Annotated in this window: 28 protein-coding genes; 12 read left to right on the top strand and 16 right to left on the bottom strand. The window is 68.5% G+C overall.

Annotation, left to right across the window (positions count from 1 at the left end):
* Positions 1 to 2 precede the first annotated feature (2 nt).
* From AC1DXX_RS18680 to AC1DXX_RS18655, 6 genes are read right to left on the bottom strand one after another with little or no spacing between them, the layout of a single operon-like run.
* Complete coding sequence (locus AC1DXX_RS18680; protein WP_478135699.1) at positions 3 to 809, bottom strand: cyclase family protein; 807 nt, start codon at positions 807 to 809, stop codon at positions 3 to 5.
* A gap of 51 nt (positions 810 to 860) precedes the next feature.
* Positions 861 to 1,652, bottom strand: coding sequence for an ABC transporter permease (locus AC1DXX_RS18675; RefSeq protein ID WP_478135698.1), 792 nt, complete (start codon positions 1,650 to 1,652; stop codon positions 861 to 863).
* Positions 1,649 to 2,419, bottom strand: a complete 771-nt coding sequence (locus AC1DXX_RS18670; protein WP_478135697.1) for an ABC transporter permease — start codon at positions 2,417 to 2,419, stop codon at positions 1,649 to 1,651. Before AC1DXX_RS18670 ends, AC1DXX_RS18675 begins: the two co-directional genes overlap by 4 nt.
* Positions 2,412 to 3,269, bottom strand: a complete 858-nt coding sequence (locus AC1DXX_RS18665; protein ID WP_478135696.1) for an ABC transporter ATP-binding protein — start codon at positions 3,267 to 3,269, stop codon at positions 2,412 to 2,414. Before AC1DXX_RS18665 ends, AC1DXX_RS18670 begins: the two co-directional genes overlap by 8 nt.
* Positions 3,266 to 4,213 (bottom strand): ABC transporter substrate-binding protein, encoded by a 948-nt coding sequence (locus AC1DXX_RS18660; protein ID WP_478135695.1) that lies wholly within the window; start codon positions 4,211 to 4,213, stop codon positions 3,266 to 3,268. Before AC1DXX_RS18660 ends, AC1DXX_RS18665 begins: the two co-directional genes overlap by 4 nt.
* Positions 4,210 to 4,941, bottom strand: coding sequence for a TetR/AcrR family transcriptional regulator (locus tag AC1DXX_RS18655; RefSeq protein ID WP_478135694.1), 732 nt, complete (start codon positions 4,939 to 4,941; stop codon positions 4,210 to 4,212). Before AC1DXX_RS18655 ends, AC1DXX_RS18660 begins: the two co-directional genes overlap by 4 nt.
* Positions 4,942 to 5,040: 99 nt before the next feature.
* On the opposite strand from AC1DXX_RS18655, the gene AC1DXX_RS18650 reads away from it, so the two are divergent.
* On the top strand, positions 5,041 to 7,044 hold the full coding sequence (locus AC1DXX_RS18650; protein WP_478135693.1) for an acetoacetate--CoA ligase: 2,004 nt from the start codon (positions 5,041 to 5,043) through the stop codon (positions 7,042 to 7,044).
* Between the two features lie 132 nt (positions 7,045 to 7,176).
* Here AC1DXX_RS18650 and AC1DXX_RS18645 read toward each other — a convergent pair whose 3' ends face one another.
* On the bottom strand, positions 7,177 to 7,887 hold the full coding sequence (locus tag AC1DXX_RS18645) for a 2OG-Fe(II) oxygenase (protein ID WP_478135692.1): 711 nt from the start codon (positions 7,885 to 7,887) through the stop codon (positions 7,177 to 7,179).
* An 81-nt stretch (positions 7,888 to 7,968) separates the two neighbouring features.
* Here AC1DXX_RS18645 and AC1DXX_RS18640 point away from each other — a divergent pair, with 81 nt between their 5' ends.
* From AC1DXX_RS18640 to AC1DXX_RS18630, 3 genes are read left to right on the top strand one after another with little or no spacing between them, the layout of a single operon-like run.
* Positions 7,969 to 8,352, top strand: a complete 384-nt coding sequence (locus tag AC1DXX_RS18640) for a hypothetical protein (RefSeq protein ID WP_478135691.1) — start codon at positions 7,969 to 7,971, stop codon at positions 8,350 to 8,352.
* Positions 8,349 to 9,158 (top strand): zeta toxin family protein, encoded by an 810-nt coding sequence (locus AC1DXX_RS18635; protein ID WP_478135690.1) that lies wholly within the window; start codon positions 8,349 to 8,351, stop codon positions 9,156 to 9,158. The genes AC1DXX_RS18640 and AC1DXX_RS18635 overlap by 4 nt, the downstream gene beginning before the upstream one ends.
* A gap of 4 nt (positions 9,159 to 9,162) precedes the next feature.
* Complete coding sequence (locus AC1DXX_RS18630) at positions 9,163 to 9,669, top strand: GFA family protein (RefSeq protein ID WP_478135689.1); 507 nt, start codon at positions 9,163 to 9,165, stop codon at positions 9,667 to 9,669.
* 1 nt (position 9,670) lies between these two features.
* Here AC1DXX_RS18630 and AC1DXX_RS18625 read toward each other — a convergent pair whose 3' ends face one another.
* Positions 9,671 to 10,585, bottom strand: a complete 915-nt coding sequence (locus AC1DXX_RS18625) for a LysR substrate-binding domain-containing protein (protein ID WP_478135688.1) — start codon at positions 10,583 to 10,585, stop codon at positions 9,671 to 9,673.
* A 185-nt stretch (positions 10,586 to 10,770) separates the two neighbouring features.
* Between AC1DXX_RS18625 and AC1DXX_RS18620 the strand changes: the two genes are divergently transcribed.
* The 5 genes from AC1DXX_RS18620 to AC1DXX_RS18600 all read left to right on the top strand — a co-directional run bounded on the left by AC1DXX_RS18620 (position 10,771) and on the right by AC1DXX_RS18600 (position 14,976).
* Positions 10,771 to 11,970, top strand: a complete 1,200-nt coding sequence (locus tag AC1DXX_RS18620; protein WP_478135687.1) for an acyl-CoA dehydrogenase — start codon at positions 10,771 to 10,773, stop codon at positions 11,968 to 11,970.
* Positions 11,971 to 11,975: 5 nt separating this feature from the next.
* On the top strand, positions 11,976 to 13,211 hold the full coding sequence (locus AC1DXX_RS18615) for a CaiB/BaiF CoA transferase family protein (protein ID WP_478135686.1): 1,236 nt from the start codon (positions 11,976 to 11,978) through the stop codon (positions 13,209 to 13,211).
* A gap of 7 nt (positions 13,212 to 13,218) precedes the next feature.
* The gene (locus AC1DXX_RS18610) at positions 13,219 to 13,653 is read left to right on the top strand and encodes a VOC family protein (protein WP_478135685.1); all 435 of its coding nucleotides are present in this window, start codon (positions 13,219 to 13,221) and stop codon (positions 13,651 to 13,653) included.
* Between the two features lie 59 nt (positions 13,654 to 13,712).
* Entirely contained in the window at positions 13,713 to 14,285 is a 573-nt protein-coding gene (locus AC1DXX_RS18605) for a hypothetical protein (protein ID WP_478135684.1), read from the top strand.
* A 64-nt stretch (positions 14,286 to 14,349) separates the two neighbouring features.
* The gene (locus AC1DXX_RS18600; protein ID WP_478135683.1) at positions 14,350 to 14,976 is read left to right on the top strand and encodes a dihydrofolate reductase family protein; all 627 of its coding nucleotides are present in this window, start codon (positions 14,350 to 14,352) and stop codon (positions 14,974 to 14,976) included.
* A gap of 353 nt (positions 14,977 to 15,329) precedes the next feature.
* Here AC1DXX_RS18600 and AC1DXX_RS18595 read toward each other — a convergent pair whose 3' ends face one another.
* From AC1DXX_RS18595 to AC1DXX_RS18580, 4 genes are all read right to left on the bottom strand, one after another.
* Complete coding sequence (locus AC1DXX_RS18595) at positions 15,330 to 15,788, bottom strand: CopD family protein (protein ID WP_478135682.1); 459 nt, start codon at positions 15,786 to 15,788, stop codon at positions 15,330 to 15,332.
* A 115-nt stretch (positions 15,789 to 15,903) separates the two neighbouring features.
* A complete protein-coding gene (locus AC1DXX_RS18590) occupies positions 15,904 to 16,512 on the bottom strand; it encodes a VOC family protein (protein ID WP_478135681.1) in 609 nt (202 codons plus the stop codon).
* Positions 16,513 to 16,551: 39 nt separating this feature from the next.
* Positions 16,552 to 17,418, bottom strand: a complete 867-nt coding sequence (locus AC1DXX_RS18585; RefSeq protein ID WP_478135680.1) for a fumarylacetoacetate hydrolase family protein — start codon at positions 17,416 to 17,418, stop codon at positions 16,552 to 16,554.
* Entirely contained in the window at positions 17,415 to 17,558 is a 144-nt protein-coding gene (locus tag AC1DXX_RS18580) for a hypothetical protein (protein WP_478135679.1), read from the bottom strand. The genes AC1DXX_RS18585 and AC1DXX_RS18580 overlap by 4 nt, the downstream gene beginning before the upstream one ends.
* Between AC1DXX_RS18580 and AC1DXX_RS18575 the strand changes: the two genes are divergently transcribed.
* From AC1DXX_RS18575 to AC1DXX_RS18565, 3 genes are read left to right on the top strand one after another with little or no spacing between them, the layout of a single operon-like run.
* Positions 17,557 to 18,474 (top strand): LysR substrate-binding domain-containing protein, encoded by a 918-nt coding sequence (locus AC1DXX_RS18575; RefSeq protein ID WP_478135678.1) that lies wholly within the window; start codon positions 17,557 to 17,559, stop codon positions 18,472 to 18,474. The genes AC1DXX_RS18580 and AC1DXX_RS18575 overlap by 2 nt on opposite strands.
* Positions 18,475 to 18,532: 58 nt before the next feature.
* On the top strand, positions 18,533 to 19,363 hold the full coding sequence (locus tag AC1DXX_RS18570) for an isocitrate lyase/PEP mutase family protein (RefSeq protein ID WP_478135677.1): 831 nt from the start codon (positions 18,533 to 18,535) through the stop codon (positions 19,361 to 19,363).
* Between the two features lie 25 nt (positions 19,364 to 19,388).
* Entirely contained in the window at positions 19,389 to 20,018 is a 630-nt protein-coding gene (locus AC1DXX_RS18565; protein ID WP_478135676.1) for a uracil-DNA glycosylase family protein, read from the top strand.
* Here the strand turns inward: AC1DXX_RS18565 and AC1DXX_RS18560 are convergent.
* The 4 genes from AC1DXX_RS18560 to AC1DXX_RS18545 are packed head-to-tail and all read right to left on the bottom strand — an operon-like array spanning position 19,964 to position 24,066.
* Complete coding sequence (locus AC1DXX_RS18560; RefSeq protein ID WP_478135675.1) at positions 19,964 to 21,631, bottom strand: amidohydrolase; 1,668 nt, start codon at positions 21,629 to 21,631, stop codon at positions 19,964 to 19,966. The two genes, AC1DXX_RS18565 and AC1DXX_RS18560, sit on opposite strands and share 55 nt — an antisense overlap.
* A 2-nt stretch (positions 21,632 to 21,633) precedes the next feature.
* Entirely contained in the window at positions 21,634 to 22,623 is a 990-nt protein-coding gene (locus tag AC1DXX_RS18555; RefSeq protein ID WP_478135674.1) for a Bug family tripartite tricarboxylate transporter substrate binding protein, read from the bottom strand.
* 58 nt (positions 22,624 to 22,681) lie between these two features.
* On the bottom strand, positions 22,682 to 23,038 hold the full coding sequence (locus tag AC1DXX_RS18550; RefSeq protein ID WP_478135673.1) for a cupin domain-containing protein: 357 nt from the start codon (positions 23,036 to 23,038) through the stop codon (positions 22,682 to 22,684).
* 20 nt (positions 23,039 to 23,058) lie between these two features.
* Positions 23,059 to 24,066: a quinone oxidoreductase family protein gene (locus AC1DXX_RS18545; RefSeq protein ID WP_478135672.1), complete on the bottom strand. Its 1,008-nt coding sequence runs from the start codon at positions 24,064 to 24,066 to the stop codon at positions 23,059 to 23,061.
* Between the last annotated feature and the right edge of the window lie 87 nt (positions 24,067 to 24,153).

Below are 24,153 nucleotides of genomic sequence, written 5' to 3'. Positions count from 1 at the left end.
GCTCAGACCGACGCCATCAGCGCATCGTCGAAGATGGCCACCGCACGCGTCCAGCCCGCCGAGGCGCCGCGGATCTTGTGCGGGAAGCAGCTGATGAAGAAACCCGTCGGCGGCAGCACTTCGAGGTTGTGCAGCTTCTCGATGTGGCAGTAGCCGATGTCGCGGCCGGCCTTGTGGCCTTCCCAGATCAGCGAGGCGTCCTGCGTTTCGCCGTATTTCTTCGCGGTGTGCACGAAGGGCGCGTCCCAGCTCCAGGCGTCGGTGCCCGTGAGGCGCACGCCGCGCTCCAGCAGGTACATGGTGGCTTCGTAGCCCATGCCCGCGCCGGCCGAGACGTAGTCGTCGTGGCCATAGCGCGAGCCGGCGCGCGTGTTGACCACCACGATCTCCAGCGGGCTCAGCGTGTGGCCGATGCGCGCGAGTTCGGCCTCGACGTCGTCGGCTGTGACCACGTAGCCGTCGGCGAAGTGGCGAAAGTCGAGCTTCACGCCGGGCTGGAAGCACCATTCGAGCGGCACGTCGTGGATCGCAATGGCCGGCTTCTTCTCGCCCAGTGCCTTGTCCATGGTCGAGTGGAAGTGATAGGGCGCATCGAGGTGCGTGCCGTTGTGCGTGGAGAGCTGCACCAGCTCCACGGCCCAGCCTTCGCCGTCGGGCAGGTCTTCCTTTTTCAAGCCGGGAAAGAAGGGCGCGATCTGCTCGTAGGTCTGCTCGTGCGTGAAGTACTGGATCTTCGGCGCGAAGGCGGGGGGGTCGGAGAGCACGTCGTTTTCGAGAAAGATCGAGAGATCGACGAATTTGCGTGGCATGACGGAAGTTCCTTGTGGGGGTGTTGGTGTTGGCGTGAAGGAATGAATCGATCAGGGTTGCTGCCAGCGCAGCAGCCGTTTCTCGGCAAAGGCCAGCAGCGCGTTGCTCACGAAGCCGATGAGCCCGAGCAGCACGATGCCGGCGAAGAGGTCGCTGGCGCGGAAGGCGCGCGCGGCGAGAAGAATGGCTTGGCCCAGCCCGCTCTGCGAGGCGATCATTTCGCCCACGACCGCGACGATCAGCGCAATGGTCAGCGCGAGCCGCATGCCGGCCAGGATGTCGGGCATGGCATTGGGCAGGCCCATCTTCCAGATGTACGCGGCGCGCGACATCTGCAGGCAGCGCGCCACTTCCGACAGCCGCGGCTCCACGGCCGCGAAGCCGTGCACCGTGGCCAGCAGCACCGGCCACATCGCGCCGAAGGCGACCACGAAGAGCACCATGCCGGGGTTCAGGCCGAAGATCGAGATGGCGAGCGGCAGCAGTGCCGATGCGGGCAGCGGGCGGATGAACTCGAGCGTCGGCTGCACCCATGCGCGCACCGAAGGCGACACGCCGATGGCCGCGCCCAGCAGCACGCCGAAGAGCGAGGCCAGCAGCCAGCCCTGCACCATGCGGCCGACGGTGGCCTGCGTGAAGGCGAGCAGCTCGCCGTTGCCGCCGTTTCCGCTCGGGCCCGAGAGGTTGAGCCCTTCGAGCAGGCTGGCGAAGGTGGCCTGCGGCGTCGGCAGGAACACGCGGCTGACCCAGCCCGCGTTGCTGGCCGTCCACCAGAGCGCGATCAACACGCAGAGCACCGCGAGCGAACCGAGCCAGTGCATGCCGGGGCGGTTGCCGTTCATGACAGCACCCCCATCCGCCGCGCGACCGCGCGCTGCAGCAACAGCATGCCCGCATTGACCGCGAAGCCCACCACGCCGATCCAGCCCAGCCAGGCGAGCATCAGCGCGGGGTCGAAGCTTTGCTGCGCGATCATCATCGCGTAGCCCATGCCATTGGGGTTGGCCGCGATCTCCACCGTCACGGCCACCACCAGCGCCACCGCCACGCCGAGCCGCAGCGCGACGAACAGCCGCGGCACGATGGCCGGCAGCACGATCTTGAAGGCCCGCTCGCGCGCCGACAGGCCCAGCACGCGGCTCACTTCGAGCAGCCGCGGCTCGATCTGCTGCACCGCCGACTGCACCAGCACCAGCAGCGGCCAGAAGGTGGCGAAGGCAACGATGGCCAGCTCCATGCGCACGCCGAAGCCGAAGGTCAGCATCGCAAGCGGAATCAACGCCACCGAGGGCACGGGCCGCAGCACTTCGATGGAGAGCGAGCCGAGCTGCGCCGCGCGGCGCGAGAGCCCGAGCACCAGGCCCAGCGCAATGCCAAACACCGCGCCCAGCAGCAGGCCGAGGGCGGCAGTGCCCAGCGTGAAGCCGGTGGCCTGCCAGAGCGAACCGTCCATGGCGGCTCTGACGAAGGCCTTGGCGGCTGCGCTCGGCGGTGCGAGCGCATCGCTGCCCAGTGCCGCCGCACGCCGCGCGTACCACTCGAAGGCACCGATCAGCACCGCGGGCAGCACCCAGGGACGCAGCCGATGGAAGAGGCGGCTTTCAGTCATGGCCTTGCTCGATGAAGGCAAAGAGCTCGCGCCGCAACTGCAGGTATTCCGGATGCTCCTTGGTCGTGAGCTGGTCGCGCGGTCGCGGAATCTTCACGTCGATCATCCGTGCGAGGCTGGGCCGGCCCGGGCCGGGATTGGCCTGCAATGCGATCACGCGGTCGCCGAGGTAGATGGCCTCTTCGAGATCGTGCGTGACGAACAGCACCGTGAGCCCGTCGTCGCGCACCAGCCGCGCCAGCTCGTCCTGCAGGCTCTGGCGCGTGAGCGCATCGAGCGCGCCGAAGGGCTCGTCCATCATCATCAGTTCGGGCTTCTGCGCGAGGCAGCGTGCGATCTGCGCGCGCTGCTGCATGCCGCCCGAGAGCTGTACCGGGAACTTCTGCGCATGCTTCGCCAGGCCGACCTTGCCGAGCACATCGGCGATGCGTGGTGCGCGCTCGGCCGCGGGCACGCCGGCCGCTTCGAGCGCGAGGCTCACATTGCCCTCCACCGTGCGCCACGGCAGCAGTGCGCGGCCGTAGTCCTGGAACACGAAAGCCACTTCGCGCGAAGGCTCGGTCATCTTCACGCCGTTGCGCCGCACCTCGCCGGCACTGGCCGTGACCAGCCCGCTGGCCGCGCGCAGCAGCGTGGTCTTGCCGCAGCCGCTCGGGCCCACGATGCAGACGAACTCGCCGCGCGCCACGTCGAAGGACGTGGGCGAAAGAATCTCGCGGCCGCCGAGCCGGATGGCGACGCCGTCGAAGCGCAGGAAGGGTGTGGCTTGCATCGTGGAGCTCGCAGGCGTTCGCGCAACGCTCGCGGAAAGCGCGGCGCGCGCGGTGATCGGGGCGGGGGCGGCAATCACTTGGCGATCAGCTTCGCAACGTCGACATTGGTCTTCAGCATGTCCTGCTCCTTCATCAGCCCGGTCCAGTAGCCAAGCTGCTTCTCGCTCACCGTGGGGCCGGGCGGCGAGATCTGCACCTTGGCCAGCACCTCGGGCGGCAGCTTGATGTACTTGCCGATGGCCGTGCGCACCTTCGCGTCGTTCTTCGGCTGCTGCATGAAGCCGCCGGATTCGACCAGCGCCTCGCGGAAGGCGCGTGCCGTTGCCGGGTTCTTCGCCACCCACTCGCGCTTGGCCGCATGCACGATGGTCTGGTTGTTCTCGGGCAGGAAGGTCGAGTAGTAGGAGGCCACATAGCCCGCGCCGCTCTCGGTGATGCGGCTCATGAACGGATCGGCCGACACCACCGCATCCACCGAGCCGCCGCGCAGCAGGTCGGCATGCTGCGGGAACGAAGCCTCGACGAAGTTGACCTTGCGGTAGTCCACGCCGCTGTCCTTGAGCCAGGCGCGGAAGGTCACGTGCAGGAAGGCCCCGAGCCCCGGCACGCCGATCTTCTTGCCCACGCAGTCCTGCGGGCTCTTGATGCCCGAGCCCGCGCGCGCCACCAGGCCGAAGCCGGTGATCGTCTTCGAGGTGAGGCCGCCGCCGGCCACCAGCACGAGGTCGAGCCCGCCGTCCACCGCCTGCAGGAACACCGAGGGCGTGGGCCCGCCGATCTGCAGCGAATCGGACTGCAGCGCCGCCGGAATGGTGGAGTTGAGCGGAATGAACTTGAGCTCGACGTCGAGGCTGCGCTTCTTGAAGTAGCCCTCTTCGGCCGCCACGAAGACCGAGGCGAAGTCGGTCACGGCCGTGTAGCCGAACACGATCTTCGGATGGGACTGCTGCGCGCGCGAAGGCAGCGCGGCGGCGGCCGCTGCGGCCGCGAGCGCCGACAGCAGGGTGCGTCTTTTCATCATGGCTTGTGTCTCCTGGGGGTGGTTTTGGGTGTGCGCGGGGTCCTGGGTCGCGGCAGCGCGGCGCGCAGGCCGCCGGCGATGAAGTTCACCAGCATCGGCGCCACCGCGGGGTCGGCGCGCGTGTTCTCGCCGCGCGAGAGCCGCTCGATGCGGCTGTCGTTCAGGTGATGCAGCAGCGAACCCAGGGCGAACTGGTAGCCCCACGCGACCTGTCCGCGCGTGGCGTGCGGCAGCGCGACGTGCAGCGCGTCGATGTAGGCCGTGGCCAGCGGATCGAAGTAGCCGCGCAGCACGCGGTCGGCTTCCTCGGTGGCGTGGTAGAGCTCGCGTGCCACCAGCAGCGCGTAGTACTCGCCCTCGGCGCTTGCGCGCAGGGCCAGCACCGGGCCCGTGAAGGCTTCGATGATGCGCGGCAGCGTCTGCGGGTCTTCGGGGTCGTTCTCCACCGCCGCCAGGCGTGCAAGCCGCTCTTCGATGGTGTGGCTCCAGTGCTCGAAGATGGCGTGGAAGAGCTCCTGCTTGGGGCCGAAGTAGTAGCCCACCAGCGCCAGCGGCACGCCGGCTTCCTCGGCGATCTGCCGGATCGTCACCGCGTGGTAGCCGTGCTGCGCGAAGAGCTTTTCCGCCGCCAGCAGGATGGCCTGCCGGCGGTCGGGCCGGCCGGCCTCGGCGTTGATGGCGGCAGCCCGGTGGCTGCTGCGCTTGACGGGCGGGGTGCGGGCGTTCATGGGGCGTATTGAACGTCTGTACAAATATGTTGTACACACGTACAAACCCTGAGGTCAACCCCGATTGAGCACGGTCGTTCGCAGCGCTACGCTCGGTTCATGCCTGTTCCCAATATTCCCAACATTCCCCAGATCCGCCTGTATCAGAACTGGCTGCGCGAGACGCGCGGCCTGTCTTTCGACACCTACGACGCGCTGTGGCGCTGGTCCGTCACCGACCTCGACGCCTTCTGGCAGAGCATCTGGGACTACGCCGGCCTGCGGTCGCCCACGCCGCACACCGCGGTGCTGGCGGAAGGGCGCATGCCCGGTGCCCGCTGGTTCCCCGGCGCCCAGGTCAACTACACGCGCGAGGTGCTGCGCCACGCCGATGCGGCCCACGCCGCCGGCATGCCCGCCATCGTGAGCGACAACGAACTCGGCGAGGTGCGCGAGATGTCGTGGCCCGAGCTGCGCCGGCAGGTCGCTTCAGCGGCCTTCGCGCTGAAGTCGCTCGGCGTGCAGCGCGGCGACCGCGTGGCCGCCTACATGCCCAACGTGCCGGAAACCATGGTCGCGTTTCTCGCGTGCTCGAGCATCGGCGCGATCTGGAGCGTCTGCGCACCCGACATGGGCACGGCCGCCGTGGCCGACCGCTTCCGCCAGATCGAACCCAAGGTGCTGATCGCGGTCGACGGCGTGCACTACGGCGGCAAGCCGCTCGACCGCAGCGCGGTGCTGCAGGAACTGCGCGGCCAGCTGCCGAGCGTGCAGAAGCTGCTGTTGGTGAAGACGCCCTTCGCCGCGAGCCCCGTCGAACACGACGCCGACTGGACGCAGGCCACCGCCCGCAACGACGCCGAGGTCGCGGCCTTCGAGCCCGAGTGGCTGCCCTTCGACCATCCGATCTGGATCGTCTACTCGAGCGGCACCACCGGCCTGCCCAAGCCCATCGTGCACGGGCAGGGCGGCATCCTGCTCACCATGCACGCCTGCGGCCTGCACAACGACGTGGGCGCGAGCTACGGCGCCAACAACTTCGGCGAGCGCTACCACTGGTACAGCTCCACCGGCTGGGTGATGTGGAATTCGCAGCTCTCGGGCCTGGCCTTCGGCGCCACCATCTGCATCTACGACGGCAACCCGGCGGGCGGCAAGGAGAAGCCCGACTGGGGCGTGCTGTGGCGCTTCGTGGCGCGGCACAAGGTCAGCTTCTTCGGTGCGGGCGCGGCCTACTTCACCAACTGCATGAAGGCCGGCATCGTCGCGAAGGAGTGCGGCGACCTCTCGCGCGTGAGGGCGCTGGGCAGCACCGGCTCGCCGCTGCCCGACGAGGTGCAGCGCTGGGGCTCGCGGCAGATCCTCGATGCGGGCTCGAAGGCGGTGTGGTGGTGCAACATCTCCGGCGGCACCGACTTCTGCGGCGCCTTCGTCGGCGGCAACCGCGAGCTGCCCGAGGTGCCGGGCCAGATGCAGTGCCGCGAGCTCGGCCATGCGGTCGAGGCCTGGAACGAGCAGGGCCAGCCGGTCATCGGCGAAGTGGGCGAGCTGGTCTGCACGAAGGCCATCCCGTCGATGCCGCTCTACTTCTGGAGCGACGAAGGCAATGCGCGCTACCTGTCGAGCTACTTCGACACCTACCCCGGCGTCTGGCGCCACGGCGACTGGATAAAAATCGGCGAAGACGGCGGCTGCATCATCTACGGCCGCAGCGACGCCACCATCAACCGCCAGGGCCTGCGCATGGGCACCAGCGAGATCTACAGCGCGGTCGAAGGCCTGCCCGAAGTGCTCGACTCGATGGTGGTCGATCTGGAGTACCTGGGGCGCGACAGCTACATGCCGCTCTTCGTGGTGCTGCGTCCGGGCATCGCGCTCGACGATGCGATGCGCACCCGGATCAACAACGCGATCAAGACCTCGCTTTCGCCGCGCTTCGTGCCCAACGACATCTTCCAGGTGGCCGAGATTCCACGCACCCTTTCGGGCAAGAAGCAGGAGCTGCCGATCAAGAAGCTGCTGCTGGGCCAGCCGATCGAAAAGGTGGTCAACCGTGAAGCCATGGCAAACCCCGGCAGCCTCGACTGGTACGTGGCTTTTGCCGCGCAGCGTGCCGCTGCATGAGGGGCCGGATGAACTCGGTGACCCTCGCCGGGCAGCTGCTGTTCATCAGCGACATGCAGTACCTGGTGCTGGCGCGCGTCACCCCGCCGCCGCGCTGAAGTCCAGGGCCTGTCAACGCGATGCAAGGCGCCCCTAGCGTGCGTCGTGAAAGATGATGCCCACCGTGTGCCGCCGTCCCGAGCGCAGGCGGCTCACGCCGTGGCGCATCGTCACGCGGTAGGTGCCGCGCGTGCCCGCCACCGGCCGCTGATTGACCGCGAAGATCACCGCCTCGCCCTGCGCGAGCGGCACCACCTCGGCGCGCGACTGCATGCGCGGCCGCTGCTCGGTCAGCACGAACTCGCCGCCGGTGAAGTCCTCGCCCGGCCGGCTCAGCAGCACCGTGAGCTGCAGCGGGAATTGCAGGTCGCCGTACAGGTCCTGGTGCAGGCAGTTGTAGTCGCCTTCGTCGTAGCGCAGCAGCAGCGGGGTGGGGCGCAACTGGCCCGCGGCGTGGCAGCGTGCGAGATACGCGGCGTGCCCGGGCGGATAGTCGGCCGGCTGGCCCATGGCGCTGGCCCAGGCGTTGGCCAGCGGTGCGAGGCGTTCGTACAGCGCGCTGCGCCACGAGGCGATCAGCGGCGGCAGCGGGTTCGCGAAGTACTGGTACTCGCCCTGGCCGAAGCCGTGGCGCTGCATCACCACGCGGCTGCGGAAATGGCCGGCCTCGTCGTACATCGTCGCGAGCTGGGTGCATTCTTTCGGGGTGAACAAGGGGCCGGTGGCGGCGCAGCCGCGGGTGGCGAGTTCGGTCTCGATGCGGGGCCAGTCGAGGGCATCGATGCGGGGAGCGTGGGTTGTCATGCCTGCAGTGTCTCGCTGCCACGCCGACGAGGCTCGCCGTTTTCGGACACCGGTATGCCGTCGCGGCCTTTGGCGCCGGGATTGGCCGCCATCGACTGTTTGAGCGATCATCCGGCCATGGCAAGAGAAAAAACCATTGCGCGCGAAAGCGCCACCGGGCTGCTGGTCCAGGGCCGGCCGGTGGCGACCCTGGGGCGTGGCATGACCTTGATCAAGACAGGCAGGACGCCCCGTCCCGCTGTCCGCCCCGAGGACAACACGACCGTGCTGCTGAAAAAAGCGGCACGTGCGCTCAACAAGCCCGGGATCGACAGGTCGGTCGTCTTTCGCGGGCCCAACGCGGCCAGGATATTCGCCTACTACGCCGACCCACAGGACCCGACCAGGGTCGTTCGCGAAGCGGTCGACGGCACCAAGGTCGTCGGCAGCCTGGTCGACGGAAGGTTTCGCGCGAGCAAGGCGTGAGCCGCCGCCCTCCGACGCTGGAAAAGCTCCTCGATCAGACGCGGGGCCCGCGTCCGGTGGCGTTCGTTCTGGCCGGCCACAACGGCGCCGGCAAATCCACCCTCTGGTATTCGCGCCTGGCGGGGTCGCTGCGCATGCCGCTGATCAATGCCGACCGGATGATGATGTCCATCCTGCCGGACGCGGACCCCCGGACCGGCCACATCCCCGCCTGGGCCCAGCAGCTGCGCGATGACGACGAGAAATGGCAGGTCCTGTCCCAGGAGGGCGTGCGCGCCTTCAAGAGCCTGGTGATGGACCAGCGCATGCCGTTCGCCTTCGAGACGGTCTTCTCCCACTGGAAGCCCTTGCCCGGCGGCGGCCACGCGTCCAAGGCCGACGACATCCGCGCGATGCAGGACGCGGGGTACTTCGTCGTGCTGGTTTTCGTCGGGCTGGTCTCGGTGGACATGTCCGTCTTTCGCGTGAGCACCCGCAAGCAGCAGGGCGGTCACGACGTGGATCGCAAGAAGCTGATCGAGCGGTTCCCCCGCACGCAGGCCGCGGTCGGGCACGCGACGCAGATCGCGAACATGACCCTCATGTTCGACAACAGCCGTTCCGAGAAAAACGCATTCGCGCTGGTACGGGCACAGGCCAGGAAAAGGATTCTGTTCGACGCGCGGGATCCCCAGTTCAGTGTCGACCCGGAACTCCGGGCCGTCTGCGATCCGTGGCTCGGAAAAGTCACCGGGCCTTTCAAGGCGCGCCGAATTCCACCGGCGAAGAAGGCGGCACCGCCGGCCCAGCCAAGCACCAGGAAGTAATCCCATGAGCACTCCCACACCCCCCGCCGATCAAGCCGCCAGCGACTGGCAACTCCCCTGGGAAGGCGGCTGCCGCTGCGGCCAGGTCCGCCTGCGCATCACGGCGCCGCCGCTGCTGTCGATGGCCTGCCATTGCACCGGCTGCCAGCGCATGAGCGCGAGCGCCTTCTCGCTCTCGCTCGCGATTCCGACACCGGGCTTCGAGGTGGTGTCGGGCGAGCCGGTCATCGGCGGGCTGCATGGCAGCGCCCACCACTTCTGCTGCCCGAATTGCAAGAGCTGGATGTTCACGCGCACCGAAGGCATGGACGAGTTCGTCAACCTGCGGCCCACGATGCTCGACAAGCACGAATGGTTCGTGCCCTTCGTCGAGACCTGGACCGACGAGAAGCTGCCGTGGGCGACGACGCCCGCGGTGCACAGCTTCGGCACGCTGCCCGCGTTCGACGCCTTCCCTGCGCTGATCCAGGCTTTCGCGCAGCAGGGCGCTCGGCCTGGACGCCCTGCCTGATTCACCCCCGACGGGCCTGTTCCAGCAGCCAGTCGCTGAAGAACTTCAGCAGCGGTCGCTGGTCGGCCCGCTCCGGCGTCACGAGGTAGTAATTGCGCTCGCCCGACAGCGGCCGGTCGCACGCCACCACCAGCTCGCCGCGCGCCAGTTCGTCGGCCACCAGCATCGTCGGCATCAGCGCCACGCCCAGGCCATGCGACGCGGCCGCGGCCAGGATCGAGAACAGTTCGTAGCGCGGGCCGCCGCGCGCGTTGGGTGCGTCGATCTGTTGCGCGTCGAACCACTGGCGCCAGCCGTCGGGCCGCGTGCTTTGCTGCAGCAGCGGCATCTGCGCGATGACCGCCGGCGTCACGGCCTTGCCCTTGCGCCCGGGTGACTGCAGCAGCGACGGGCTGCACACCGGCACCACGTCTTCGTGCATCAGCATGAGCGCACGCGTGCCAGCCCAGTTCTCGACCTGTGCGGGCGTTCCGGCATAGAGCGCGGCGTCGAACTCCGCATCGGCAAAGAGAAAAGGGCGGGTGCGCGTCTCGATGTGCACCACCACGTCGGGCTGCAGCGCCGCGAAGCCTTTCAGGCGCGGCATCAGCCAGCGCGTCGCGAAGGTGGGCACGGCCGCCAGCGACAGCGAGCCGCCTTCGCCCTGGTGGGCCATGGCGTCGAGCGTGTCGCGCTCCATCGCCTCGAGCCGCTTGGTGATCTGGCGCGCATAGGCCGCGCCGCTCGCGGTGAGTGCCACGCCGTGGCGCGTGCGGCGGAACAGCGCGACGCCCAGGAAAGCCTCGAGCGTGCCGATCTGGCGCGACACCGCACTCTGGGTGAGCGCGAGTTCCTGCGCGGCGCGGGTGTAGCTCTCGTGGCGCGCGGCGGCGTCGAAGCACACGAGGGTCTGCAGGGGCGGGATCTTGCGGCGCATGTATGCCGGTAGTGTATGACTGGGAACCCTCCGTCACCAATGGAAACGTCTGGCGGTGCATGCGCAAGATATGCGTGCATGACATATCTGGGTGAGGATTCATCGTTTGCACCCGACCCCGCGCATGGCTAGGATCGACCCCATTCCCCCTCTTTTCCCTTTTCCCCTATTCCGGAGACAACCACATGGCCGCCAAAGCGCAATTCCACTGGGACGACCCCCTCCTGCTCGACCAGCAACTGACCGACGAAGAGCGGATGATTCGCGACGCGGCCAATGCCTACTGCCAGGAGCGCCTCGCGCCCCGCGTCATCGAAGGTTTCCGCAGCGGTGAAACCGACCCCGCCATCTTTCGCGAAATGGGCGCGCTCGGCCTGCTCGGCCCGACGATCCCGGAGCAATACGGCGGTCCCGGCCTCAACTACGTGGCCTACGGCCTGATCGCCCGCGAAGTCGAGCGCGTCGATTCGGGCTACCGCTCGATGGCCAGCGTGCAGAGCTCGCTGGTGATGGTCCCGATCTTCGAATTCGGCACCGAAGCGCAAAAGCAGAAGTTCCTCCCCAAGCTCGCCACCGGCGAATGGATCGGCTGCTTCGGCCTGACCGAACCCGACCACGGCTCCGACCCCGGCAGCATGGTCACGCGCGCCAAGAAGGTGCCGGGCGGCTACTCGCTCAGCGGCGCCAAGATGTGGATCAGCAACTCACCCATCGCCGACGTGTTCGTCGTGTGGGCCAAGGAAGTCAGCGAAAGCGGCACGGTCGGCCCGATCCGCGGCTTCGTGCTCGAGAAGGGCATGAAGGGCCTGTCGGCTCCCGCGATCCACGGCAAGGTCGGCCTGCGCGCCAGCATCACCGGCGAAATCGTGATGGACGGCGTGTTCTGCCCCGAAGAAAACGCTTTCCCCGAAGTGCAAGGCCTGAAGGGCCCCTTCACCTGCCTCAACAGCGCCCGCTACGGCATCTCGTGGGGCGCAATGGGCGCCGCCGAAGACTGCTGGCACCGCGCCCGCCAGTACACGCTGGACCGCAAGCAGTTCGGCCGCCCGCTCGCCGCCAACCAGCTCATCCAGAAGAAGCTGGCCGACATGCAGACCGAGATCACGCTGGGCCTGCAAGGCAGCCTGCGCCTGGGCCGCATGAAGGACGAAGGCACGGCCTCGGTCGAGATCACCTCGATCATGAAGCGCAACAACTGCGGCAAGGCCCTCGACATCGCCCGCCTGGCGCGCGACATGATGGGCGGCAACGGCATCAGCGACGAGTTCGGCGTGGCCCGCCACCTGGTGAACCTCGAGGTGGTCAACACCTACGAAGGCACGCACGACATCCACGCCCTCATCCTGGGCCGCGCCATCACCGGCATCGCCGCCTTCGCCAACTGAAACGCATGACCAAGCCCGCAGCACTCGACGGCATCAAGGTCCTCGATCTGTCCCGCGTGCTCGCGGGCCCCTGGTGCACGCAGATCCTCGCGGACCTGGGCGCCGACGTCATCAAGATCGAGCGCCCCGGTGTCGGCGACGACACGCGCACCTGGGGCCCGCCCTTCATCAAGGACGCGAACGGCAACGACACCGACCAGGCCAGCTATTTCACCGCCTGCAACCGCAACAAGCGCTCGGTCACGGTCGACATGGCCACGGCCGAAGGGCAGGCGCTGCTCAAGCAGATGGCGGCGCAGGCCGACATCGTGGTGGAGAACTTCAAGACCGGCGGCCTGAAGCAGTACGGCCTCGACCACGAGAGCCTGCGCGCGGCCAATCCGCGCCTCATCTACTGCAGCGTGACCGGCTTCGGCCACGACGGCCCGTACGCCGAGCGCGCGGGCTACGACCTGATGATCCAGGCCATGACCGGCATGATGAGCATCACCGGCCGTCCCGACGACGTGCCCGGCGGCGGCCCGCTGCGCGTGGGCGTGGCGCTCACCGACCTGTTCACCGGCGTCTATGCGAGCACCGCGATTCTTGCGGCGCTGCAGGTGCGCGACCGCACGGGCGAGGGCCAGCACATCGACATGGCGCTGCTCGACGTGGGCATGGCCATCCTCGCCAACCAGGCGAGCGCCTTCCTCAACACCGGCAAGGCGCCCGGGCGCCAGGGCAACACGCACCCGAGCCTCGCGCCGTACCAGGACTTTCCGACGCAGGATGGTTCGATGCTGCTGGCCATCGGCAACAACGGCCAGTTCGCGCGTTTTTGCGAAGCGGCCGGCCATCCCGAGTGGGCGACCGACGCGCGCTTCGCCACCAACACGCTGCGCGTGAAGCACCGCGGCGTGCTGATCCCGATGATGGAAGAACTCACGCGCACCCGCGCCACAGCCGACTGGGTCACGCTGCTCGAAGACAAGGCCGTGCCCTGCGGCCCGATCAACGACATCGCGCAGGCCTTCGACGATGCGCAGGTCAAGTCGCGCGGCCTCGCGGTGACGCTGCCGCGCGATGCGGGCGACGGCATCGCCAGCATCACCGGCGTGGCAAGCCCGCTGCGCCTGACGGCCACGCCGCCCGTGCTGCGCCACGCGCCGCCGGCGCTCGGGCAGCACACGCGCGAAGTGCTGGCCGAGTTCGGCATCGACGGCGCGCGCTTCGAAGCCTTGCGCTCGGCCGGCGTGGTCTGAGGCCGACATGACAAGCCCGATGCGCCCACCCTTCTCGGTGCTGCGCATCGACCATGTCGTGCTGCGCGTGAAGGACATCGAGCGATCGATCGCCTTCTATCGCGACGTGCTGGGCTGCGGGATCGAAAAGCGTCGCGATGATTTGGGACTGGTGCACCTGCGTGTCGGGTCGAGCATGATCGACCTCGTCACGCCCGACGGTCCGCTCGGCCGGCAGGGCGGTGCATTGGCCGGGAAGGAAGGTCGCAACGTCGATCACCTGTGCCTGCGCATCGAGCCCTTCGATGAAGCGGCGATTCGCGCGCTGATGGCGCAGCACGGCGTCACGGTGCATGGCGAGGTGCAGAACAACTTCGGCGCCGAGGGCAACGGCCCGTCGATCTACATCACCGATCCCGACGGCAACAGCGTCGAGCTCAAGGGGGCGGCGCCGCACGGCTGATCGTGCAGAATCGGCGCGCGCCACCACGAGCGCGTACAGATTCATCCAGGGAGATTCTCATGACCGAACACCCGTTCGCTGCGCGCAGAGCCGCGCGGCTTTCCCTTGCCGTGGCCGCTGCGGCGCTGCTCGCCGCTTGCGGCACGCGCCAGCCGGCCGCACCCGAACCCCCGCCGCCGGAAGCCACGGCACGCAACAGCGTGGTCATGCCGACCGTCGCCTACGGCACCACCGCCAAGGGCATCAAGTTGTTGAAGGCAGACGATTCCTGCGATGTGCCGGCCTCGCTGAAGCAGGCCGTGCAGGACCAGCTGCTTGCACCCTACGAATACCTGCTCTCGCCGCCGGCGCCCAACGCCGAGGGCGCACCTGTGCTGCAGATCGAGATCACCGACCTGCTGGCGAACGCGGGCGGCCTCTATGGCGGCCCGAAGATCGTGCAACTGAAAGGCACGCTGGAGCGCAAGGGCGAAGCGCCCGCCCGCTTCACCGCGCAGCGCCAGATGTTCATCTACTTCGGCATGCCGCGCAGCACCTGCAGCATGGTGGGCGTGGTGACCTATGCGCTGGGTGAAGACATCGCCAAGTGGTTGCAGAAGCCGACCGACGGTGCCGTGCTCGGCGAGCGCTGAAGGGCCGCAGCCCCTAGACTGAGCCTCCTCGAAACTCCGGGCCGGCCCCGCGCCGGAACCAGACATGAGCAGCAGCAAAGTCTTCTTCGACGTGGGCCTCTCGCTGGACGGCTACATGGCCGGGCCGAACGCCAAACCGGGCAATCCACTCGGCGATGGCGGGCCCGCCATGCACGGCTGGGTGTTCGAGACCGCGAGCTTTCGCGAACTCTTCGGCATACCGGGCGGCGACAGCAGCTCGGCCGACGACGCGCTGATCAAGCGTTTGTTCTCACGCACGGGTGCCTATGTGATGGGCCGCCGCATGTTCGACGAAGGCGAAGTGGGCTGGCCCGAGAACCCGCCGTTTCGCGCGCCCGTGTACGTGCTGACGCACTCGCCGCGCGAGCCGTGGGTGCGGCAGGGCGGCACCACCTTCCACTTCGTGACCGATGGCATTGAGAGTGCGCTCGCGCAAGCGAAGGCGGCTGCGGGCGGCAAGGACGTGCGCATCTCGGGCGGCGCCGACGCGATCCGCCAATACATCCAGGCGGGGCTGGTCGATGAATGCACGTTGCACGTGGCCCCCTCATTGCTGGGCGCGGGCCTGCGGCTGTTCGACCGGCTCGCACCGGGCGAACTGAAGCTCGAAACAGTGAACGCCGCCAGCTCGAAGCTGGTCACGCACCTGGACTACAGGTTCGCCGCCTAGAGGCTGTCTACGATCTGTCTGGGGTCGCGTTGAGGCTTGTTGTTCAGGGCGCGCTCACGCCGACGGTGTACTCTGCTCCGCGAATGTCCCCCGGCGCGGCCTATGGCCGCATGCCTCCTCCTTTATTTCGCTGCGCAGAGCACACCATCGGCGTGATCGCTCAGCGCAGCGGTTGATCGGCCGGCACAACGACCGCGCTCATCGTGCACAGGGCACCGGGTGCTCCCCGCAACGAAACAAAGGAGGAGGGGCGAAAGCCGAAGCGGGGGACATTCGCGGAGGGGAGTACCCGGTGGCCTGTGCACGCACCCCGAACAGACCGCAATGGTCCTGGATAGATCGTGAACAGGCTCTTAGCCGGCGCGTCCGACGATCGCAACGCCGAACACCACCACGCCGAGCGCGAGGTTCAGGCTCACCAGCTTGCGAACCGTGTCGAGCCGCGCCGCCGCCACCGGCCACGCGCTCTCTTCCACCGCACGCCGCAGCGCCTTGAACACCGAAGCGCGGATGTACACATAGATGCCCGCCATCACGATGGCGATGCCCATCATCGCCTCGACGTGCCAGTGCACCGTGCGAAAGCCACCCGCCAGCAGGATCATCGCCACGCCGCTCACGAACAGCAGCGTGATGGCCGCATCCACGCCGACGAAGAAGCGCCGCAGCGCCGCAGCCATCGTGCGCAGGCGCAGCGGGGGCTCCAGCGTGGCGACGGCGGCGGGGCGCACCGCGAAATGCATGGTCGCCATGCCACCGATCCAGAAGGCGGCGCAGAGCAGATGAACGAAAAGCAGGATGACGTAGGGCATGGGGCCGATCAGAACACCGAAGGGCCGGGTTGCGCAACGTGACCGCCAACGTGGACGCCTCGTGCGTCCTCTCAAGCAGTCACGCTGCACCGCGCCATCGCGCCCTTGCTGCTGCTCAGGGAACGAACATGTCCCACGGGCCCTTGCCAGCCGGCAGGCCCGGCCGGGCGGTGAGCGAAGCCAGCGGCTCGCCGGCCTCGAAGCGCGCGGCCAGCGCCTCGGGCTCGAACACCACGCCCATGAAGTTCTCCGCATAGGCGCCGCCAGCGAAGAAGGCATCGACCTGCGCGGCCGTCTCGAACACGTCGTGCTGCAGCTCGAGCCGGTGGCCGTCGGGGTCGCGGTAATACATCGAGACGGTCGGCCCGTGGTTGATGCACCAGTAGGGCCGGATGCCGTGCGCGGCCAGGCGGCGGTAGTTGGCCAGCAAATCGCCGAGCGAGCCGTAGGTGAACGCGATGTGCTCCAGGCCCGTGCTCGCATCGGCCTCGTGCTTCAGCCCCGGCGGCGCGATCAGCCCGATGCGGTGGTGCTCGTCGTCGTAGGTCAGGAAGCACAGCATCTCGTTCTCGAACGCGGCGTGGGCCTGCAGCACGTCGAGGTACCACGCGCGCGAACGCGCCAGGTCGCTCACGCGCAGCACCACGTGCGCCAGCTTGACGGGCCGAAGCGCGGTGCGCGTGAAGTCGGGCAGGGCGCGCACCGGGGCAGCGATGTCGGTCATGGGAATCTCCTTCTCGGTCGGGAATGTCTGGTACCGCGCTCAGGCGGCGGGCTCGGCCACGACGCGGTTCTCGATGCAGCCGATGCCTTCGATTTCCACGCGCACCACGTCGCCCGGCACCAGGTAGCGCGGCGGGTCCATCAGTCCGCCGACGCCCGCGGGGCTGCCTGTGCTCAGCACGTCGCCGGGCTCCAGCGTGAAGGCGGTGCTCAGCTCTACCAGCATGGCCTCGATGCGGTGGATCATCTGCGCGGTATTGCCGTCCTGCCGCAGCTCGCCGTTGACCCAGGTGCGCAGGCGCAGCGCATGCGGGTCGGCAATTTCGTCGCGCGTCACCAGCCAGGGGCCGAAGGGACCGTGCGTGTCGAAGGACTTGCCCAGCGTGTGCGTGGGTGCGCGCATCTGCCAGTCGCGCACGCTCATGTCGTTCACAACCACATAGCCCGCGACCATGGCCATCGCGTCCTCCGCGCGCACGTGGCGGCAGCGCCGGCCGATGACCACGCCGAGCTCGCCCTCGTAGTCGAACTGGTCGGACACGCGGGGTTTGTGCACGGCATCGAAGGGGCCGGCCACGCACGACACCTGCTTGTTGAACCACACCTGGCCCGGCGGCCGCACCAGACCCAGCTTCGCGGCCTCCTCGAGGTGCGAGGCGTAGTTACCACCCAGCCCCAGAAACTTCTGCGGCGCGGGAATTGGCGCTGCCAGCCGGACACCGGCCAGTGGCACGCAGGATGTATTCGCCAGTACCGCGTGCAGCCACGCCATGCCTTCGTCGCCGCGCGCGAGCAGTTCGCGCAGCCCGGGCGGCGCGCCGGGCTTGTCCGTCAGGTCGGCGATCTCTTCATTTCGGACCACGCCGAAGCGAAGGGTGTCCCGGTGATGGAAGCTGGCGAGTTTCATGGCGTGTGGAGGGCGAGGTGGTTGACCGAAAGCGAGTGATCGATGATGCTGGTGGAACGAGCGCGGAACAATTCGTCAAAAAGGAACGGATCGTTCCATTGGTAGAACAAAAGCAGCGCGAAAGGCAGAACCAGAGACATGGAAGACTTCAACGACCTTGCGCTCTTCGCCCATGTGGTGACACAGCAGGGCTTCAGCGCCGCGAGCCGCCACCTGGGCATTCCCAAGTCACGCCTGAGTCGCCGTGTCTCGCAGCTCGAGGAGCGCCTGGGCGTGCGCCTGCTGCAGCGCAGTTCGCGCCGCCTGCTGCTGACCAGCGTGGGGCGGCAGTTCTACGAGCGTTGCCAGGCGACGGTGGCCGCGGGCGAGGAGGCCTTCGACGTGGTGCGCCAGGCCACGGCGCAACCGCAGGGCCTGCTGCGCGTGAGCTGCCCGTTCACGCTCGCGCAGTTCTGGCTCACGCCGCTGATACCGGCCTTCATGCGCGCCTGCCCCGGCGTGCGGCTGCAGCTGGAGGTGAGCAACCGGCGCGTCGATCCGCTGCAGGAGAACATCGACGTGGTGCTGCGCGTGCGGCGGCCGCCCATCGAGGATTCGAACCTCATCGCGCGCCCGCTGGGCGTCACCGTCGACGTGCTGCTGGCAAGCCCTGCGCTGCTGCTTCGACTCGGCACGCCGCAGGGGCTCGCCGACCTGGCCGCGTGGCCCGTGTTGTCGCTGCCCGCCGAGAACGACCGCTACCACTGGACACTGGAGCGCGGTGCGCAGGTGCAGGCGTTCGGCTTCACGCCGTACTTCGTCACCGACGACATGTTCGCGCTCAGGCACCTTGCCGAGCAGGGCATGGGCCTCGCGCTGTTGCCCGAGATCATGTGCCGCGACGCGCTCGCCGACGGCCGCCTGGTGCGCCTGTGCGGCGAGTGGGCCTGCGCGGCCAGCGAGATCCAGGCCGCGTTCGCTTCCCGGCGCGGCATGTTGCCGGCGGTGCGCGCCTTCATCGACCACCTGCTGCAAAACCCGCCGGGCGTGGCCGTCGCGCGCACGGGCTTATCCTGACCGACCCCCATCGTGGTTCCCACGTTCCCACTTCCGCAAAGAAAGCCGAGGCCCTGCCATGACCCGCACCATCACCGAGAAACGCGCCGCCTTCCGCAGCCTGCACGAACAGGGCTGCTTCGTCATCCCCAACCCCTGGGACACGGGCAGCGCACGCTACCTCGAAGGCCTGGGCTTCAAGGCATTGGCCACCACGAGTTCGGGCTTCGCATGGTCGCGCGGCCACGCCGATGGCGCGCTCTCGCGTGCGCAGATCCTCGACCATCTGCGTGAGCTGGTGGCGGCCACGGACCTGCCGGTGAACGCAGACTTCGAGAACGGCTTCGCGGCCGACGCACAAGGCGTCGCGGAAAGCGTGCGGCTCGCGGTCGAGACCGGTGTGGCGGGCCTGTCCATCGAGGATTCGACGGGCAATGCGGCCGATCCGCTCTTTCCCATCGCGGTCGCGGTCGAGCGGCTGCGTGCCGCGCGCAAGGCCATCGACGCGACGGGCGGCGACACCTACCTCGTGGGCCGTGCCGAAAACTTCTTCGCCGGCCGGCCGGACCTCGACGACACCATCGCACGGCTCAAGGCTTATGCCGAAGCCGGTGCCGATTGCCTCTATGCGCCCGGCATCAAGACGCGCGAACAGATCGCGGCGGTGGTCGCCGCCGTGGCGCCGAAGCCGGTCAACCTGCTCGTCGGAGGGGCGAGCGAACTCACCATGAAGGACATCGCCGCGCTCGGTGTGCGGCGCGTCAGCGTGGGCGGTGGGCTCGCGCGCGCGGCCTGGGGCGGGTTCATCCGCGCCGCGCGCACGCTCGCGGAGCAGGGCCGCTTCGACGACTTCGCGGATGCGGCGCCGGGCAACGAACTCAATGCGTTCTTCCGCCCGTTTGCCGGCTAGCACCTTCGGATCCGGCCGCTGATCCATGGACGGGCTTCTCGCGGAAATCCGCAGCTGCCGCGCCTGCGCCGCGCACCTGCCGCTGGGTCCGCGGCCTGTCGTGCAGGCCAGCGCCGGTGCCCGGCTGCTGATCGTCGGCCAGGCGCCGAGCCTGACCGTGCATGCCACGGGCGTGCCATGGGACGACAAGAGCGGCGAGCAGTTGCGCCGCTGGCTCAGCATCGACCGCGAGGTGTTCTACGACGCCACGCAGGTCGCGATCATGCCGATGGGCTACTGCTACCCGGGCCGCGGCACCAGCGGCGACCTGCCGCCGCGCAGGGAGTGCGCCGAACTCTGGCACGCGCGCCTGCTCGCGCAGATGAAGCGCGTCGAGCTGACGCTGCTGATCGGCCAGTACGCGCAGCGCCACTTCCTGGGGGCGGCGCGCAAGGCCGGCGTGACCGAAACCGTCGAGGCCTTTGCGGCGTACGCGCCGCGCTACATTCCGCTGCCGCATCCGTCGCCGCGCAACACGGGCTGGTTCCAGCACCACCCGTGGTTCGAGCGCGATGTGCTGCCGGTGCTGCGCCAACGGGTGCGGCAGGCGCTCGCGCTGCCCTACGGCGCCACGGCCACCGAGGTAGCCGCTGCATCGAAAGGCCGGGCGGCGTAGACGACACGCCCGCCCACCACCGTCATCAGCGACACCGTCTTGCCGATGCGCTCCACTGGCACAGAGAAGAAGTCCTGGTCGAGGATCGCGAAGTCCGCGAGCTTGCCGACCTCCAGCGTGCCGCGCTTCGTCTCGTCGAAGCTGAACCACGCGCTGCCCGCCGTGTAGAGCCGCAATGCCTGTTCGCGCGTGGGCGTTTCCTCGGGGCCGCGCATGGCCTTGCCGCTGACGGTCTTGCCGTCGAGCATCCATTGCAATGCGACGAAGGGGTTGTACGACGCCACGCGGTGCGCATCGGTGCCGGCGCCCATGTTCACGCCGGCGCGCAATGCGGTGCCGATGGGCGGCATGCGGCGCGCTGCGTCGCCGCGCACCGTGAGCGCGCGGTCGCCCTGGAAGTACATCGCGTCCTGCATCGTCCAGCCGATGCCCAGTGCCTTCATGCGCGCCAACGTTTCGGGCGAGGCGTCGTCGAGGTGTGCGATCGACCAGCGCAGGTCGCGGATCGGCACCTCGGCATTCAGTCGCTCGTAGAGTCCGAGCAGGTGATCGACCGAGCCGTTCTCCTGCCAGTGGATGGTGACCGCGAGCTTGCGCATCGCCGCCCACTTGATGAGCTCGTAGAACTTCTCCTTCGCGGCCGCGTCGGGAAAATTGTTGTTGTACATCGCGAGCGTCACGCGTTCGCCGAGGCCGTTGAACTTCAGCATGTCGTCGCCGAAGCCCATCGGCAGCATCTGCGTCAGGTCGCGAAACTCCTGCAGCTCGGCGCCGGGCTTCTGCGCAAAGACGCTGTAGGCCACGCGCAGTGTCAGCGCCTTTTCGCGCCACAGCTCGAAGAGGGCCGCGTACTGCGAGGGCGCGATGCTGAAGCCGCCCGGATCCACCAGGCCGGTGATGCCGAGGCGGTTGAGCTCCGTGAAGAAGGCGCGCGTGCCGGCCAGGTTGTCGTCGTAGGTCGGCTTGGGCAGCTTGTCGAACAGGGCCGAGATGCCGACGATGTCGCCGGTCATCCAGCCCGGTGCGCCGTCCGGCGCGGGTTTCATGCCGGCCGGTAGCGAGCCCGCCGGAACGGCCAGCGCCTCGAGCGCCTTCGGCGTCATCACGACCGCTTCGTAGAAGAGCTGCACGTACACCGGGTTGTCCGGCGCGGCCTCCTGCAGCTCGGCGACGGTGGGTCGGCGGCGTTCGGCGAACTGCTGCTCGGTCCAGCCGCCGGCCACGATCAGCCAGCCGCCGGGCCGCGCGCGGGCGGCTGCGGCGCGGATGCGGGCCATGGCCTCCGCGACGGTGCCGGCGCCGATCCAGTTGACCTCGGTCGAATAGCTCAGCGCCGCGCGCACCGCATGCATGTGCGAGTCGATGAGGCCGGGGATCACGGTGCGGCCGCCGGCATTCACCGCGCGTGTGATGGGGCCCGAGAGCGCGCGCATCTGCGCGGCGTTGCCGACGGCCACGATGCGGCCATCCCGCACGGCCAGCGCCTGCGCGGTGGCGGAAGCGGCGTCGAGCGTGGCGATCTTCGCATTGGTGACGATCAGGTCGGCCGGTTGCGCCTGTGCGGCGAGCGACAGCAGCAGTGCGGCCGCCGCCGCGAGGAGTGTGCGCAACATGTTCAGTCGACCTTGATGCTCGCGGCCTTGACGACTTGCTGCGCCTTGGTCGTTTCATCGACGATGAACTTGTTGAACTGCGCCGACGGCATCGTGAAGGGCTCGGCGCCGAGCTTGTCGAGACGTTCCTTGAGTTCGGGCGAGGCCATGATCTTCGCGACCTCGGTTTGCAACCGATCCACCACCGGCTGCGGCGTCTTCGCGGGTGCGAAGAGCCCGACCCAGAACAGGTACTCGGAACCCGGCACGCCGGCTTCCACCGTGGTGGGCGCTTCGGGCAGGGCCGGCGAGCGCCTGGCCGTGCCCACGGCCAGCGCCTGCAGCTTGCCGCTCTTGATGAGCGGCAGCGCCGATACCATCGGCGCAAAGAACCAGTCCACGCGGCCGGCCATCACCTCGGTCATCGCTTCGGGCGTGCCGCGAAACGGCACGTGCTGCGCATCGAGTCCGGCCGCGAGGCGGAACACTTCTGCGTTCATGTGCGTGGCCGAACCGTTGCCGGCGGAGCCGTAGTTGAAGCTGCCCGGCTTGGCCTTGACCTTCGCCACCAGGTCCTGCACGTTCGCGAAGTGCGAAGGCGCGGTGACCAGCACGTTGGGCAGGCTCGCCATCGGCGTGATGCCGGTGAAGTCCTTGATCGTGTCGTACGACAGGCCCTTGTAGATCCACGGGTTCACGAGGTGTCCTGCCGAATGCACCAGCAGCGTGTAGCCGTCGGCCGGCGCCTTGGCCGTGATGGCCGCGCCGAGCGTGCCGCCCGCGCCGGGCTTGTTGTCGACGATCACGCTCGTGCCCAGCGCAGGCCCGAGCTTCTCGGCCACCAGCCGCGCGACGATGTCGGTGCCGCTGCCCGCCGTGAAGGGCACCACCAGCTTGATGGGCTGCGTGCCCGGCCATGCGCCCTGCGCCTGCGCGCCGCCGAGCGTGCAGGCTGCGAGTGCCGCGGCCATCGTGAGCGCCTGCCGGCGGCTCCAGGGGAATGTCTTCTTCATGCGTCTTGTCTCCGTTGATTTGTTTGTGCGAGCGATGAATGACTGAGAAAGGAGGGCGCTAGCCGGGTGGCGCGTTCGGCATCACCAGCGCCACCAGCACCGGGCGGTTGCTGCGGTTCTCCAGCTGGCGTTTTTCGCCGGGCGCGAAGCGGCAGCTGTCGTACTGCTCGAGCACGTCTTCCTGGTGCGCGCCGTCGAGTTCGCCGACCACATGGAGCCGGCCTTCGAGCACGAGGTACAGCTTCTCCATCGGCGAGCCGTCGAGCCCGGTGTGGCCGCCCGGCAGGATCTGGCTCATGCCCATCCACATCTGCGTCGAGGGCCCGGCTTCCTTGCCCTGCAGGCGCAGGCAGCGCATGTCGAAATGGTTGGGCGCCTCGTAGCGCGGCGCTTCGTTGAAACGGGTCACATGCATGGCAATGTTCCTTCTCGGGTTCAGGGCCGCAGCACGACGCGGTCGGTGCTGCCCGAGAGCACCAGCCGGTAGGCGTCCATGGCCTCGTCGAGCGTGAAGTGGCGCGCGACGGGAAAGGGCTTCAGCGTGCCGCGTTCGAAGCCTTCGCGCATCGCGTCGAGCTGGGCGGTCGAGGCCACGCAATCCATCGCGAGCGAATCGATGCCCACGAAGGTGTGCATGCCGCGGTAGAACGCGAAGATGTCGAAGGGCACCGCGCGTTCGTGCGTGGCGATGAAGATCTGCGTCGCTCCCTTGGCCATCGCCTTGTTGGCGGCCTCGAAGTAGGCGCTGCCCACGGTGTTGTAGACGATGTGCGCACCGCGGCCACCGGTCAGTTCGCGCACCTGTGCGCCCACATCGGCGTGGTGGCGCGCGTCGATCACGTCGACCGGGCCGCTCGCAAAACCCTCGAAGGGTCCGGCGCGGCGCTGCACCGCGATCACGCGCGCACCGGCCTGCGAAGCAAGCTGCACCGCCGCCTGGCCGACCTTGCCGTTGGCGCCGAGCACCAGCACCGTCTGCCCCGCCTGCGGCATGCCGCTGCGCCGAAAGCCTTCGTACGCGGTGACGAAGGGCACGCCCACCGCGCCCGCTTCGTCCATCGAGATGCCCTGCGGCTTGGCACGCAACGCGCCTTCGGGCAGCACCAGATAGCGCGCATGCGAGCCGTCGCGCGTGATGCCGATGTCGCCGCCCGAGCCGTAGACCTCGCGGCCGATCCATTCGCTGGGCCCGCTCACCACGGTGCCCGCAAAGTCGCGGCCGGGGGTGCGCGGCCACACGGCCTGCGGCATGATGCCCAGCGTCGCCTTCACGTCGCTCGGGTTCACCGCGGCGGCGGCGATGCGCACCACGGCATGGCCGGGCGGTGCTGTGGGTTCGGGCTGGGGGGCGGCTTCAAGTTGCAGCGCGTCGAGGTTGGCGGCCTTCTCGTTCACACGCAGTGCGCGAGAGGTGTGGGTTGTGTGCATGGCTGCGACGCTCATCTCAGTTTTCCACGGGGTGTTGTGTTGCGGGTTGCTTGTGTTCTGGTTGCTTTTGTTCGGGGTGCGTGCACAGGCCACCGGGTGCAC

It is taken from the genome of Variovorax sp. P4_B10, assembly GCF_056402375.1.
This window is presented reverse-complemented; position numbering and strand designations above follow the sequence as displayed.